Origin of the sequence: Pseudomonas sp. efr-133-TYG-5 (assembly GCF_030209175.1) — a bacterium.
Classification (GTDB): Bacteria; Pseudomonadota; Gammaproteobacteria; order Pseudomonadales; family Pseudomonadaceae; genus Aquipseudomonas.
This window is the reverse complement of the sequence record NZ_JARVSM010000003.1, coordinates 19,748-34,234: the sequence shown is the minus strand read 5'-3', so window position 1 is coordinate 34,234 and position 14,487 is coordinate 19,748. Positions and strand designations below refer to the sequence as shown.

The window sequence follows — 14,487 nt, the reverse complement described above, 5'->3', positions numbered from 1 at the left end:
GCGCCGCCAAATCTAGGCAGTCCGACGCCGAACGACAAACGACGATATCTCGGATGAGCCATTAGAAAAATTTGGGACTGGCCATGATTCGACCGCAACTGCCCCTCAATGCCCTGCGTGCCTTCGAAGCCTCCGCGCGGCATCTGAGCTTCACGCGCGCCGCCGTCGAACTGTGCGTGACTCAGGCGGCGGTCAGCCATCAAGTCAAAAGCCTCGAGGCGCAACTCAACGTCACCCTGTTCAAACGCCTGCCCCGCGGGCTGATGCTGACCAGCGAAGGGGAAACCCTGCTGCCGGTGCTGAGCACTTCGTTCGATCATATCGCGCAGATGCTCGAGCGCCTTGCCGGCGGACACTATCGGGAAATGCTCACGGTCGGCGCGGTCGGCACCTTCGCCGTGGGCTGGCTGTTGCCGCGGCTGGCGGACTTCCAGGCGAAACATCCGCTCATAGATTTGCGACTGTCGACCCACAACAATCGCGTCGACGTCGCCGCCGAAGGCCTGGATTACGCGATCCGATTTGGCGCTGGCGCCTGGCACGGCATCGAAGCGACGCGGTTGCTCGACGCGCCGTTGTCGGTGTTGTGCGTGCCGGAAATCGCCCGGCAATTGCACACCCCGGCAGACCTGCTGCAACAGCGTCTGCTGCGCTCCTATCGCACCGATGAGTGGCCGGAGTGGTTTCACGCCGCCGGTTTGGCGACCCACGCTGCGCCCCCGCAGAGCATCGTCTTCGACTCGTCGCTGGCGATGATGGAAGCGGCGTTGCAGGGGGGCGGGGTGGCGCTGGCACCGCCGCTGATGTTTGCCCGGCAACTGGCGGCGGACAGCATCCGCCAGCCGTTCGCCATCGAAATCACCACGGGCAGTTATTGGTTGACGCGTCTGCAGTCGCGCCCGCAGACATCGGCCATGAGCGCGTTCAAGGCGTGGTTGTTACAGGCGACGCTGGAGTAGACACCCGTGGCAGCACGTGTGCTGCCACGAGAGGGCGCTGCCGGGGAGTCAACGCAGCAGGCACGGCTTCTTGTTATCGAATTTCCACCCTGGCAGCAGGTACTGCATCGCCACGCTGTCATCGCGCGCGCCCAGGCCCATGCCCTTGTAAAGCTCATGTGCCTTGGCGACCTGATCCATGTCCAGCTCCACGCCCAGCCCGGGTTTTTCCGGCACCTGTACGCAGCCGTCGACAATTTGCAGCGGCGCCTTGGTCAGGCGCTGGCCGTCCTGCCAGATCCAGTGAGTGTCGATGGCGGTGATTTCGCCCGGCGCCGCGGCGGCGACATGGGTGAACATGGCCAGGGAAATATCGAAGTGGTTGTTGGAATGCGAGCCCCAGGTCAGCCCCCATTCGTGGCACATCTGCGCCACACGCACCGAGCCCTGCATGGTCCAGAAGTGCGGGTCGGCGAGCGGGATGTCGACGGACTGCAACTGGATCGCATGACCCATTTCGCGCCAGTCGGTGGCGATCATGTTGGTGGCGGTCTTGAGCCCCGTGGCGCGGCGGAATTCAGCCATCACCTCGCGGCCCGAATAGCCGTTTTCCGCGCCGCACGGGTCCTCGGCGTAAGCCAGCACGTGGTGCTGGTCGCGACACAGGCGGATGGCTTCCTTGAGTGACCAGGCACCGTTCGGGTCGAGGGTGATGCGCGCCTCGGGGAAGCGTTCGGCCAGCGCCGTCACCGCTTCGATCTCCGCATCGCCGCTGAGCACGCCGCCCTTGAGCTTGAAGTCGTGGAAGCCATAGCGTGCCTGGGCGGCCTCGGCGAGTTTGACCACGGCGTCGGCGCTCAATGCCTGCTCGTGACGCACGCGGAACCAGTCGTTGTCGGCATCCGGCTCGCTGCGGTAGGCCAGGTCGGTGGCGCGGCGGTCACCGACGTAGAACAGGTAGCCGAGCATTTTTACCTTGTCGCGCTGCTGGCCTTCGCCGAGCAGTGCCGCTACCGGCACGTCGAGGTGTTGGCCGAGCAGGTCGAGCAGGGCGGCTTCCAGGCCGGTGACCGCGTGAATGGTGATGCGCAGGTCGAACGTCTGCAGGCCGCGACCGCCGGCGTCACGGTCGGCAAAGGTCTGGCGCACTTGATTGAGGATCTTCTGATAGCTGCCGATCGGGCTGCCGACCACCAGGCTGCGTGCGTCTTCCAGGGTCTGGCGGATGCGTTCGCCGCCGGGCACTTCGCCGACGCCGGTGTGGCCGGCGTTGTCCTTGAGAATAACGATGTTGCGGGTGAAGTACGGCCCGTGGGCGCCGCTCAGGTTGAGCAGCATGCCGTCGTGCCCGGCTACCGGGATGACCTGCATGTCAGTGATGAGCGGGGCTTTGGCGATGTCGTGTACGGTCATGGTCAGTGTCCTGTTTGACGGAATTCAGGCGTGTTTCGGCGTGGCGTCGACCACGCTGGCGGTGGCTGCGGATTTCGGCGTGGTACGGGCGGCGAAGACGATGATCGCGGCAATGATCGAGGTCGCGGCCAGCCCATACAGGCCGCCCTGGATCGAGCCGGTGTGTTCTTCCAGCAGACCGAAGGTGGTCGGCGCAACGAAGCCGCCCAGGTTGCCCACCGAATTGATCAAGGCGATGACGGCGGCGGCAATGCGTGCATCGAGGTAGGCCTGAGGAATCGGCCAGAACAGCGACGACGCCGATTTGAAGCCCAGCGCGGCGAAGCAGATGGCCACGAAGGCGAAGATCGGCCCGCCAGTGGTCGACATGAACATGCCGGCGGCAGCGATCAGCAAGGCCGTGGCGACCCACGCCTGCTGGTGCTTCCACTTCGCCGAGAAGGAGGCGAAGGCGTACATGCCGACAATCGACAGCAGCCACGGAATCGAGTTGAACAGCCCGACCTGGAAGTCGCTCATCTCACCCATCTTCTTGATGATGCTCGGCAGCCAGAACGTCGCGGCGTAGATCGTCAGTTGAATGAAGAAATAGATCAGGCAGAACAGGATGATCTGCCGATCCTTGAGCAGTTTGCCCAGCGACGGCCTGATCGGCGTCGCCGCTTCCCGCGCACGTTGTTCGTCATCGATGGCGCTGACCAGCGCGTCCTGTTCGGCGCGGCTCAGCCATTTCGCGTCGTGGGGCTTGGCGTCGAGCCAGAACCAGACGAACACGCACAGACCCACCGAAAACATCCCTTCGATGAAGTACATCCACTGCCAGCCATGCAGGCCCAGGCCGTTGATCTGCAGGAGCAGGCCCGACAGCGGGCCGGAGATCAGCGAGGCCACGGCCGAACCGCTGAGGAAGATCGCGATCGCCTTGCCGCGTTCGACGCCGGGCAGCCAGCGGGTGAAGTAGTAGATCACCCCGGGAAAGAACCCGGCCTCGGCGACGCCGAGCAGGAAACGCAGGATGTAGAAGTGGGTTTCGTTCTGGATGAAGGCCATGCCGGCCGCGACCAGGCCCCAGGTGAGCATGATGCGGGTCAGCCAGATCCGCGCGCCGACCTTCTGCAGCAACATGTTGGAGGGGACTTCGAACAGCGCGTAACCGATGAAGAACAGGCCGGCGCCGAGCCCGTAGGCGGCGGCACCGATACCGAGGTCGTGCTCCATATGGGTACGGACGAAGCCGATGTTCACTCGGTCAATGTAATTGACGATGAACATGATCACGAACAGCGGCAGGACGTGGCGTTTGACTTTGGCGATGGCCGCAGCGAGCACCGGATCGGTGCCTTCGGTCATCCCGGCGATGGATGGTTTCACTGGTTTTCTCCCACTCGTTATTTTTATGCGGGTTGTTGCGTTGTTGCTAGACATCATACAACTACAATTTTTTGTCCTACAAGCCGGTTGGCTCAATCAAATTGTTCGAGTGGTACGGTTTTTTATCTCTTTTTGGTTTTAAAGCCTTTATTTGCTAGGGTTTAGGTGGGAGGAGAAGGAGCGAATAATCTGGTTGTATTCTTCGCTAATGGCGATGAGTCACCTTGAGCATGTGGCGAATTGGCGTTTTATTTGAATGTTGTCATACAAGTTGACGGGTTTTGCGCGACCCATTCAGCACAACGCTCCACGTCGGCAGTGCTACGATCGACAGGACCGCCAACCGGAACCGATCATGCAAGAAGACCTCGACGCTCCCGCACGCAAACGCGCGCACAACCTGGCCCACGATCTGGTGGAAAAGCTGACCCAGAGCATTCTGCTCGGGCAGATGCTGCCCGGTGACAAACTGCCTTCGGAAAACACCATCGTGCAGGAACACGGTGTCAGCCGAACCGTGGTGCGCGAGGCGATTTCCAAGTTGCAGGCTTCCGGGCTGGTCGAGACGCGGCACGGCATCGGTACGTTTGTCATCGAGCGTGCGCCGGAGCAGGGACTGCGGCTGAATGTCGACACTGCGCTCGGCGTGCGCAGCATTCTCGAGTTGCGCATGGGCCTGGAGACTCAGGCCGCGGCGCTGGCGGCGCAACGGCGGTCGGAGCAGCAACTGCTGCAGATGCGCCAGGCGCTGGATGACTATCAGAGCCTGCTGGCCAATAACGACAGTTGCGTGGAGGCCGACCGGCGCTTTCATCTGCTGATCGCCGAGGCCACCGGCAATGTCTGTTTCAGCGAAATCATGCAGCACCTGGGCAGTGCGATGATTCCGCGCACGCGGGTCAATGCCATCGAGCGTGGTGCTGCCGACCTGAGCAAGCTCGGACAACTGGCCAATCTGGAGCACGAGGCGATTCTCAACGCCATCAAGCGCCAGGACCCGGACGCCGCCCGCGCTGCGATGTGGCTGCACCTGACCAACAGTCGCGACCGGTTTTCGGCGGGAGGACACTGATGGCGAGTGATCTGTGGAACATCTTCCTCGGCGTCGTCGCCACCTTTATTTCCACGGCAATCATGTGGCTGTGGGGCAATCGCGGCAGGTGGCTGGCGTCCTCCGCGCACCGCGTCGAGCCTGGCGCTGGCGACGAGTCTCGGCTCGAACAGCCGCAGCGCGTACGAGCGGCCTCGGCGGATCGGCGGCTGGCCAACCGGCAGAAGGCCGATCAGTTCGCCTACAAATTCATCTTTTATCTATGCAGCTTTGGTGTGCTGTACCTGTCGATCACCATTGCGCCGCTGTTCAAGGCCCTGTTTACCCAGGGCGATATCCTGCTCAGCGATGCGCGCGTGATCGGCCAGTACCTGCCGCCGCTGCCGATCGGCAAGAGCTACCTGCAACTGACCTTTTTCCTGATGGCGGCGCTGCTGTATTTTCCTCTGCTGTTCGTGGCGCAGGTCCTCGCGGGGCTGGTGGCGCCGTTGGTGGACGCCTATCGGGAAGTCAACGAGCGGATCATGACGGCAATCACGCTCTCGGCGTTTCTGTTGTTCTGCATCCCGATTGCCGCGTCGTCGATCTGGCTGTTCTACCCCAAGTCGTATGGTGAATCGCTGATGACCACGCTGTTCTTCCTCGCCGTGCCCTTCGTGGTCAGTCAGGCGCAGTCCGGGCGTCGTTAGGTCGCGGGAAGCGGCGGGTGGCCGTTGGTCTGTTCGATAGCACCTGGCGTGCGCACCGGCTTCCAAGCTGTACGACCCGGATTCACCGGGCCCTCAGCAACGAGGTGTGCCATGGCCAACGATTCCCTGTTCCAGGGCGGAACCGCCCCCACCGACCCGACCCGGTCCATGCCCGGCACGGATGAGCCGACATTGACCGATCACGATGCGCCACCGGGCATGCATCCGGGCCGCGATCCGCTCAGCGATGGCGACCGTCCGGACGACTGGAAGGATCCCGCCGCCGACGATGACGTGCCGCCGGCCGACGAGCCGACGCCGCTGTCGGACGACCGCCGCTGAATCAGACCCGGCCATGGCGCCGGGTCTTTTTTTCAGTGCTTGAAGCCGCCGGCGCCGTCTCGGTCAACCCACGCTGCACAGCCGCTTTGCCGCCTGTGGGCGATTTCTCTACAATCCGCTCCAATTTGCCGACTCCCATTCCTCACCGGTCGGCCTGGAGCCTTTGTTCATGGACGAGATTCAACAGCGCTGGCTGTGCGGCCTTTCTGCGCCGATGGTGGCGCTCAACCCTCGGGCCGGTTACGCCGAGCCTGCGTTCTATGCCTCGACGCAGTTCATCGACCTCGATTGCAGCTGGGGGATCAACGACCGCCCGCAGTTGCTGCGCATGCTCGAGCGCATGACCGACCACGGGCATGCGATCCATCTCAACGATGCCTATCGCGCCTGGCAGCGCTGCCTGCCGAGCGAGTGGCAGGCGCTGCTCGATACCCTCGAACCCCGGGAACGCATCCTCCATCAGTTCGCCAGTCGCACCTATGGCGGTTGCGGGCCGGGTGGCGTGCTGTCGTGGGATTACGGGCGCATGGGTTTTCTGTTGCGCTGCGCTGTACGCAACCAGTGGATCAACCAGGACGAAAGCAACTGGCTGCACAGTCGGCTGGCAGTCAGGGCGCAGTACCACTACGGCAGCTGGATGGCCTATTTCAACGGCTTTCTCGCCGGCCGCGCATTCTGGAGCTGCGAGAACAACAGCGACGACGAACTGGCTTACGAGCTGGACCGCCAGGGCGAAAACGCCGGCACGCTGAGCCTGGTCAGGGAGCTCGATCGTCACCTGCCGGAAGTGCTCGCGGATCTGCCGTGGCATATGGATCTCGACCTGCCGCAACGTCCGGCGTCGCTTGAGGAGTTCGACTGGTCATGAGTTGCTGGATACGTCTGGGCATCGAGCCCACCACCGATGAAACCCTGATTCGCAATGCCTACCGCGCGCGTCTGCCGGAGCATCACCCGGAGAGCGATCCCGAGGGCTTCCAGGCGCTGCGCCAGGCCTACGAAAATGCCTTGCGCCTGGCCCGTGAAAACGACGAGGACGACGCCGAAGAAGCGCCGCCGAACGAGCCGGAAACGGCGCAGACGTTCCTCGAATTCGATGCGCTGCTGAGTAACCCGGCGCGCCGTTTCGATGCCGCGGCCTGGCAGGTGTTCGTCAACCATTTGGATCAATTGCCGCTCGGCGTGCTCGATGACCTGCGCTGGCCGTTGTTCTGGCGCCTGGCCAACGCTGGGGCGCTGTCCTATCGCTGCGCGCGGGTGCTGGCGGCGCGCATGGGCTGGGAACAGCAGTTGCTCGACCTGGACTTCGAGCAGGCGCGGCATGTCGAGAGCTACCTCAAGCGCATCGAAGACGCGGATCCCTTCGATACCGCGCTGATGAACGCCTGGCCGGAACCGGCGCAGATTGAAACCCTGTGGTACGCGCGCAGCCTCGACTTCATCTTCGCCCAGCGGCCGCTGCACGAGTTCGAAGGGTTCGCCAGTCAGCACACGTGCCTGCCGTTGCCGGCCGATGAGGCGTTCCTCAAGCGCTTGCTGGTGCAGTTCACCCAGGCCGGTATCGCCGGCCCGGGACTGTTGCAGATGTGCGCCGAGCAGCAGCGCCAGGCGCCGGATGACGTCGACTGGCTGTACGTGCTGGCGTGTCAGTACACGTTGCTTGGCCACGACGATCAGGCGCTGCCGTACTGGGTGCGGTTGTGGCAGGAGCATCGGCATCCCAAGGCCGAAAGTCATCTGCTGGCGCTGTGCGCAGAACGCCAGGCGGATTTCCTGCCTCTGCTGATCCAGGCGTTCGATCGGCTGGAAAATTTCCACGACTGGTCGGCCGACCTCGGCCATGTCAGCCAGGAATACGGCAGTCCGTCGCAACGTCCGGAAACCCTGATCCGTTGGCTGGGCATGGGCCGGATCAGACTCGACGGGGTGGCGCAGGCGTTTGTCGACTGGCGCATGCACGGCGATGAACTGCCGCTGCTGGCGCACCTGCTGGGCGAGAACAGCGATACTCGCTTGCTCGTTCTGTACCGCCATGCCTGGGCCTTGCACCGTGGCGACGCGGCGCTGTTGCAGCAGCTGCTCGACGAGCCGCTGACAGCGGATGCCCTCGAAGGCCTGGTGCTGAGCGGCTTCAAGTATCAGGCCGAACAGCATTTGCACTGGCTGCGCAGGGCGCCCATTCCGCTGGCGATGAAAGCCTTCAGCGCCGATGGCCTGGGTTGGCCGCGTCTGCCCGAGGCGCTGGCCCAGGGCGAGCCGCACAAGATCTGCCGGGTCTGGCTGCGCCGCTGGCGCCCCTATGGTGAAGCGGCGCTGGAGCGGATTGCCGAGGCCTTCCGACTCGATGACCGCGAAGACGCCAGCGACCTTGCAGAGCTCAATGTGCTGTTGCAGTTGAGTCGCCGCGGTGTGCAGTTGCCGCCGCCCGGTCTCGGTGAGGCGCTATGGCAATGGCACGCCCATACGGTGTTCCTGCTGGCGCTGCTCGAGCAGCCGGAACGCTGGCTGGCGATGATCGATGCGCAGTGTGTGGAACGTCTGGCATTCAACCCGTCGCACCCACTCAGCCGCCTGCAGCCGTTGCTGCGGCGGCTGCTGCGTGAGCAAGGCGACTGCCGCGGGCTGCTCGGCTGGCTGCAGGGCAGCGACCCGGTGCATGGTCTGCTGGTGCAACGTCTGTTCAATGTGCAGCAGGCGCTCGACAGCACGCGGCTGCCGGCCAATGCCCAGCTCTACACCTGCATCGAGAGCGATCCGGAGGCTTTGGGCGACGATCTGCTCGGGCTGATGCTGTTCTGGGGCGTGCTCTATCACGACCCGAGCCTGGATGCCGAGCAGCATCGCACGCTGTTGCAGTCGATTGCGGCGGTCAGTTGCGAAGATGACTGGTTCGAGCGATTCCGCGACGGGCTGATCAAGGGCGAAACCGTCTGGCCGCCGCGCAAGGTGCTGAGCGATTTCGGCGTGGACAAGCTGCTGATCTACGAAACCCTCGATGCGCTCAAGGCACTGACGAAATACGGCGCTGGCGGCGTGCCGAAAACCCGTGTCCTGCGCCAGTTGCAGCGGGGCAAGGATGACACCGCTAACAGCGTCGGCCTGCGTATGGCCCTGAGTGCCTTGCTGTCCTGGTCCGAGCGCCTGCTGCTGGCCCGGGGCGACAGTCAGCCGGCGCCGGCCCTGGCGTTCTGGCGCCTGGGTACGCGGCTGGAGCGAGGCGCGTTTATCAAACAGGTGCTGGGCACGTTGCTGGTGGCGCCACTGACGGCGTTGTTCCTCAGTGGCACGCCGCTGGCGGGATTTGCCGTGCTGTTGCTGGCCTTGGTGTTCTTGCTCGGAGCGATTCTGCGCCGCCTGCATGACATGGGGCGCGGCCTGCCGACCTTGCTGATCATGATCGGTCTGGCGCCGGCCTTGCCGTTCCTGCCGCTGATACTGTTCGGCCTGGCCGGTGACAAGCTGCCCAATCGTTATGGCGTGCCGCCGGACAACAGCGCCGAAACGCGCTTGTCCGGTGGTCTGCAGGCGGCGTTGCGCCAGCTCAACGGCTAGAGGCGCATTTCGTCCAGGGCCTGGTTGAGCTGCGTTCGATGGCTGGCAATCTCCGCAGGTTGCTGGCCGCCGAGTACGCGGGTGAAGGTATCCAGCCACTCGGCAATCAGCGCGCGCTCGTCGCCCAGGCTTTGCATCCACGCGCGTTCCAGACGCGCGAGCAGGGTGCGATTGGGCAGGGCGTCGCGTGGGTGGATTTTCAGGGTGGTCAGGCGCTCGTGGCTGGCTTGCCGCGCTGGCGCATCCAGCCCGGTGGGGCTGCGGTCGATGCTGTGGCTGTGGCGTTCGCCGCTGGCCAGCAGGGTCACATCGACCTCCAGCAAGCCGTTGATGTCGTAGCTGAAGCGCACGTCCAGGGCCTGGATGTCTTCGCTGGGCTTCAACGGCACGTTGAAGGCATCGATGAAAATGTTGTCGCGCACCCAGGGGCGCTCGCCCTGGTACACCTCAATGCGAATTTCCTTCTGCTGCGGGTGCGTGGTGTAGAACTGTTGTGCCCGCGAGGTCGGGATCACGGTGTTGCGCTCGATGATCGGCGAGAAGGCGCCGCTGATGCTGTCGCCGCGCTTGCTGGAAATCCCCAGGGTGTAAGGACAGACGTCCGTCAGGATCAATTCTTCGATGGCGCCGTCGCGTGCCTTGCAGGCGGCCTGCGTGGCCGCGCCGAGGGCGACAATCGTGTCGGGGTCGAGGTGGCGATAGGGCAGGCGCCCGAACAGCGTGGCGACCATTTGCTGCACCACCGGCATCCGTGTGGCGCCGCCGACCAGAACCAGGCTGTCGAGATCGCGGGGCTTGAGCCGGGCATCGCGCAGCGCTTGTTCGATGGGCGCGCGCAGGCGCGCGAGCAGCGGTTCCCAGATCTTCAACGCGGTGGCGTCGTCCAGCGTCCACTCATAGGCCTGATCGCCATGGCGCCAGCTCAACTGCTGCGTGCCTTCGGCGAGTTTGCACTTGAGCTGCTCCAGGGCATCGCCGAGGCTGGCCAGGCCCTGCACGTCGATCTGCGCCGCGGTCAGTTGCCAGTCCTTGAGACAGGCCTGCAGCAGCGCGTGGGTAAAGTCTTCGCCGCCGAGGAAGTTGTCACCGGTCGAGGCGTGGACCTCGATCAGCGGCAGCGCGTATTCGAGCACCGTGACGTCGAACGTGCCGCCGCCCAGGTCGAAGATCAGCGTGCGTTCGAACTTCTGTTCGTGCAGCCCGTAGGCCATGGCGGCGGCGGTGGGTTCGTTGATCAGGCGCGTCACGCTCAGGCCGGCCAGTTCCGCGGCGAACAAGGTGCGTTTGCGCTGTTCATCGCTGAAGTAGGCCGGCACCGAAATCACCGCTTCCTGCACCGCGTGGCCGAGATAGGCCTCGGCGTCCTGTTTCAGCGCGCCGATCACCAGTGCCGAGAGTTCCTCGGGGCTGAATGAACGGCTGCCCAGTTCGACGCGCTTGTCGCTGCCCATGAAGCGCTTGAAGGCCGCCGCCGTGCGCGCGGGGTGTGTGGTCAAGCGGGCGCGGGCGGCCTTGCCGACCAGAATGCTGTCGTCTTCATCGAGGCTGACGACGGAGGGGGTGAGGACCTCGCCGAGGGCATTGGGAATCAGCCGGGCCTGGCCGTCCTGCCAGACGGCGATCAGGCTGTTGGTGGTGCCAAGGTCAATGCCCAGCAGGGCCGGGCGGGGAAGGGTTGCATCCTGCATGATCGATCTCGTGGTAACGCGACAAAAAACGCGACCCTACAGGTTGCCGCAAACCCTGGCAATCGCTGGCCCGCTGGCCGTTCGCCGGAACACCGCTGGCGGTCGCATTCACCCTAGCAGGCCTTTGAGGCCCTCCAGCGGCAACGGCCGGCTGTGCAGATAGCCCTGATACAAATGGCAGCCCAGGCCCTGCAGGAATTCCAGTTGCTGCGGGGTCTCCACGCCTTCGGCGATCACCTCCAGTTCAAGGCTGCGCGCCATGGCGACGATGGCGCGGATGATTTCCGCGTCGTTGGGGTCGCTGGTGGCGTCGCGGATGAACGACTGGTCGATCTTCAGGGTGTCCACCGGCAGGCGCTTGAGGTAGGTCAGCGATGAATAACCGGTGCCGAAGTCGTCCATGGCGAAACTCACACCGAGTTTTTTCAGGCGGCGCATTTTGCTGATGGTGTCTTCCAGGTTCTGGATGACGATGCCTTCGGTGATTTCCAGTTTCAGCAGCGAGCAGGGCAGGCCGTGACTGCGCATGCTGTGTTCGATGCGCTCGACAAAGTCGTTCTGGCGGAACTGCCGCGGACTGATGTTGACGCACAGGCTGAAATTCAGCGGATCGACCAGGCCCTGGGCGATCAGCTCCTTGAACGCGTTGCAGGCTTCGTCGAGGATCCACGTGCCGACCTCGAGGATCAGCCCGCTGTCCTCCAGCACCTTGATGAACTCGTTGGGCGATTGCGCGCCGAGTTCCGGATGGTTCCAGCGCACCAGCGCTTCGGCGCCGATGATGCGGTTGTCCTGGGCGTCCACCTGCGGCTGGTAATGCACGTCGAATTCGCCACGCGACAGCGCCAGGCGCAGGTCGGTCTCCATGCGCAGCCGTTCGCTGGCCGCTTTCTGCATGGTGTTGTGGTACATCTGCGTGGTGTTGCGCCCGGAATCCTTGGCCCGGTACAGGGCGATGTCGGCGCGCTTGAGCAGGTCGGTCGGGGTCGAGCCGTGGTCGGGAATCAGCGCCACGCCGATGCTCGGCGTCACTTGCAGGCGCTGGCCGTCGAGGAACATCGGTTCCGAGAGCAATTCGCGGATGGTGTCGGCGAGTTCGCGCACCTGCACGCTGACTTCGTTGCGCGTGCCTTCCAGGCCACTGAGCAACACCACGAACTCGTCACCCCCCAGGCGCGCAACGGTGTCTTCCATGCGCACGCTGGCCTCGAGGCGCGCGGTGATGATTTTCAGCACGGTGTCGCCGACCGGGTGGCCGAGCGAGTCATTGATGTGCTTGAAGTGATCGAGGTCGAGAAACAGCAGCGCGCCGCGCAGGTTGTGGCGCTTGAGCAGGGCGATCTGCTGGCTCAGGCGATCCATCAGCAAGGCGCGGTTGGGCAGGTTGGTCAGCGGGTCGTGATAGGCCAGGTGGCGGATCTGCGCCTCGGCGTTCTTCAGCAGGCTGACGTCGCGAGCGGTGAGCAGCAGGCAGGCGGTTTCGTTGAGGGTGATCGGCTCGACCGACACTTCCACCGTGAGCAATTCGCCGCGCTTGCTGCGCCCGAGCATTTCCTGATGATGCACGCGGCCCTTGATCTGCAGTTCGGCAAGCAGCGCCGAGCGCTGTTTCTCCTCGGCCCAGATCCCGACCTGGTACACGGTCTTGCCCACCACTTCATCGGCGCGATAACCGGTCAGGCGACAGAAACCGTCGTTGACCTCCAGGTAGCGGCCGGTATCGCGCTCGGTGATGGTGATCGCGTCGGGACTGGAGTGAAACGCCTTGGCGAACTTTTCTTCACTGGCCTTGAGCGCCGCCTCCGACCGCTGTTGCTGGGTGATGTCGCGCAGGGTGGTGACGATGCACGGTTGATTGCCGACGCTGATCTGGCGGCTGGAAATCACGCAGGTCAGCGACTGGCCGTCCTTGTGCTGGACGATGATGGCAACGTTGCTCAAGCCCTGTTCGCGGATCACCCGTTCGATGCGTTGCAGGCTTTTCGCCGAGGCGTCCCACAGGCCGATTTCCTCGGCCGTGCGGCCGATCACGTCGGCGGCGCTCCAGCCGAAGGTCTGGGTGAAGCTGGAGTTGATCTCGATGAATTCGCCGCTGTCCTGGCGGGTCACGCAGATCGGATCGGGGCTGACCTGGAACAGCGTGGCGAATTTCTCTTCCGAGGCGACCAGGCGCTGTTCGCGCTCGACCTGGTCGGTGATGTCGAGCAACGTGCCGGCCATGCGCAGCGGCGCGCCGTTGTCGTCGCGATAGAGGCGGGCGCGGCTTTCCAGGTAGCGCGAGCTGCCGTCCGACAGCTGCACGCGGTAGGTCAGTTGATAGTTGCCCGCCGGGCCTTCGCGCAGGCTGCGGTAGGCATCGCGCATGCTGTCGCGCTCTTCGCCGGGCACGCCTTCGAAAAACTCGTCGAACGATTCATGGAACGGTTTCGGCTCCAGGCCGTGCAGTTGCGCGGCCCGTGCCGAGCCGTAGAGCATGCCGCTGGGAATGTGCCAGTCCCAGGTGCCGAGCTGGGCCGAATCCAGCGCCAGGTCGAGGCGTTCCTGGCTGTCCTTGAGGGCGTGTTCGGCGGCTTTGCGCTCGGTGGTGTCGAGAAACGTGCTGAGCAGGTATGGCTGGCCTTCGAGTTCGACCTTCTGCGCACTGAGGATGCCATCGTGGATCTGCCCGTTGCTGGCGCGGAACTGCACTTCCATGCTGATCAGTTCGCCCTTGGCCTTGGTCTTCCTGACCAGTTCGGCGCGTTGCTCGGGGTGCACCCACAGGCCCAGTTCGAGGGTGGTGCGACCGATGGCGTTTTGCACCGGCCAGCCGAACAGGCTTTCGAAATACTGGTTGGCCTCGGTAATCAGGCCGTCTTCCTGGCGGGTCAGCAGGACCATGTTCGGGCACAGATGAAACAATGTGGCGAAACGTTTCTCCGAGCTGCTGAGGGCCTGTTCACGCTGGCGCTGGTGGGTGATTTCGCGAATCACCCCGATCATTCGGGGGCGGCCGTTCTTGTCCGGGAGCAGGCTGCCGTTGATTTCCAGCCAGTGCAGGCTGCCGTCGGGCCAGCGGATGCGGTGGTGCATCGCCTGTTCCAGCGGGGCACCGGCAATCACCGCGTGGAAGGCGCGCACGGTTTTCGCCCGGTCTTCGGGCGGCAGCAGGTCGAGGTATTCCAGATCGGCGGGCAGCGGCTGGCGCGGATCGAAGCCGAACAAGGCCTGCGTGCCCCGTGACCAGCTGATCTGCCCGCGCTCGATGTCCCAGTACCAGGCGCCAAGCCGAGCGCCGTTGAGCGCAGCGAGCAATTGCGGCGCACTCTCCCAGCTCTGCTCGGAACGCCGGGGATCAATGGCCTGAATACGCGGCATCGGCGGAATACGGTCAACAGATTTCGGCATGGATAACGGGCCTTGAGCTGAATTTGGCGTTAGGCACAGGGATGGCAGCTCTATAG

The 14,487-nt window shown here is 64.0% G+C and carries 9 protein-coding genes and 1 pseudogene; 6 read left to right on the top strand and 4 right to left on the bottom strand.

The window, feature by feature from the left end; genetic code table 11:
• Window positions 1-83: 83 nt before the first annotated feature.
• A pseudogene (locus QRN70_RS13970) lies at window positions 84-973 on the top strand (LysR family transcriptional regulator); the annotation flags it as partial.
• Between the two features lie 34 nt (window positions 974-1,007).
• Here the strand turns inward: QRN70_RS13970 and gudD are convergent.
• Window positions 1,008-2,351: a glucarate dehydratase gene (gene gudD / locus QRN70_RS13965; protein WP_285418586.1), complete on the bottom strand. Its 1,344-nt coding sequence runs from the start codon at window positions 2,349-2,351 to the stop codon at window positions 1,008-1,010.
• 24 nt (window positions 2,352-2,375) lie between these two features.
• The gene (locus QRN70_RS13960; protein WP_285418585.1) at window positions 2,376-3,722 is read right to left on the bottom strand and encodes an MFS transporter; all 1,347 of its coding nucleotides are present in this window, start codon (window positions 3,720-3,722) and stop codon (window positions 2,376-2,378) included.
• A 355-nt stretch (window positions 3,723-4,077) separates the two neighbouring features.
• Here QRN70_RS13960 and QRN70_RS13955 point away from each other — a divergent pair, with 355 nt between their 5' ends.
• The 5 genes from QRN70_RS13955 to QRN70_RS13935 all read left to right on the top strand — a co-directional run bounded on the left by QRN70_RS13955 (window position 4,078) and on the right by QRN70_RS13935 (window position 9,356).
• Window positions 4,078-4,794, top strand: coding sequence for a FadR/GntR family transcriptional regulator (locus QRN70_RS13955; RefSeq protein WP_285418584.1), 717 nt, complete (start codon window positions 4,078-4,080; stop codon window positions 4,792-4,794).
• Entirely contained in the window at window positions 4,794-5,462 is a 669-nt protein-coding gene (locus tag QRN70_RS13950) for a hypothetical protein (protein ID WP_285418583.1), read from the top strand. The genes QRN70_RS13955 and QRN70_RS13950 overlap by 1 nt, the downstream gene beginning before the upstream one ends.
• Window positions 5,463-5,573: 111 nt before the next feature.
• Entirely contained in the window at window positions 5,574-5,804 is a 231-nt protein-coding gene (locus QRN70_RS13945) for a hypothetical protein (protein ID WP_285418582.1), read from the top strand.
• A gap of 169 nt (window positions 5,805-5,973) precedes the next feature.
• Window positions 5,974-6,672, top strand: a complete 699-nt coding sequence (locus QRN70_RS13940) for a DUF1266 domain-containing protein (protein ID WP_285418581.1) — start codon at window positions 5,974-5,976, stop codon at window positions 6,670-6,672.
• Window positions 6,669-9,356, top strand: a complete 2,688-nt coding sequence (locus QRN70_RS13935) for a DUF805 domain-containing protein (protein WP_285418580.1) — start codon at window positions 6,669-6,671, stop codon at window positions 9,354-9,356. The genes QRN70_RS13940 and QRN70_RS13935 overlap by 4 nt, the downstream gene beginning before the upstream one ends.
• Here the strand turns inward: QRN70_RS13935 and QRN70_RS13930 are convergent.
• Together QRN70_RS13930 and QRN70_RS13925 are read right to left on the bottom strand one after the other, a co-directional pair.
• Complete coding sequence (locus QRN70_RS13930; protein WP_285418579.1) at window positions 9,353-11,044, bottom strand: molecular chaperone HscC; 1,692 nt, start codon at window positions 11,042-11,044, stop codon at window positions 9,353-9,355. The genes QRN70_RS13935 and QRN70_RS13930 overlap by 4 nt on opposite strands.
• Window positions 11,045-11,152: 108 nt before the next feature.
• The gene (locus QRN70_RS13925) at window positions 11,153-14,431 is read right to left on the bottom strand and encodes a PAS domain S-box protein (protein ID WP_285418578.1); all 3,279 of its coding nucleotides are present in this window, start codon (window positions 14,429-14,431) and stop codon (window positions 11,153-11,155) included.
• Window positions 14,432-14,487 lie beyond the last annotated feature (56 nt).

Excerpts from the sequence above, each read along its gene's own strand:
- QRN70_RS13955 (WP_285418584.1), top strand. The coding sequence starts at position 4,078 with ATGCAAGAAGACCTCGACGCTCCCGCACGCAAACGCGCGCACAACCTG.
- QRN70_RS13935 (WP_285418580.1), top strand. The coding sequence starts at position 6,669 with ATGAGTTGCTGGATACGTCTGGGCATCGAGCCCACCACCGATGAAACC.
- QRN70_RS13940 (WP_285418581.1), top strand. The coding sequence starts at position 5,974 with ATGGACGAGATTCAACAGCGCTGGCTGTGCGGCCTTTCTGCGCCGATG.
- QRN70_RS13925 (WP_285418578.1), bottom strand. The coding sequence starts at position 14,431 with ATGCCGAAATCTGTTGACCGTATTCCGCCGATGCCGCGTATTCAGGCC.
- gudD (WP_285418586.1), bottom strand. The coding sequence starts at position 2,351 with ATGACCGTACACGACATCGCCAAAGCCCCGCTCATCACTGACATGCAG.
- QRN70_RS13945 (WP_285418582.1), top strand. The coding sequence starts at position 5,574 with ATGGCCAACGATTCCCTGTTCCAGGGCGGAACCGCCCCCACCGACCCG.
- QRN70_RS13950 (WP_285418583.1), top strand. The coding sequence starts at position 4,794 with ATGGCGAGTGATCTGTGGAACATCTTCCTCGGCGTCGTCGCCACCTTT.
- QRN70_RS13930 (WP_285418579.1), bottom strand. The coding sequence starts at position 11,044 with ATGCAGGATGCAACCCTTCCCCGCCCGGCCCTGCTGGGCATTGACCTT.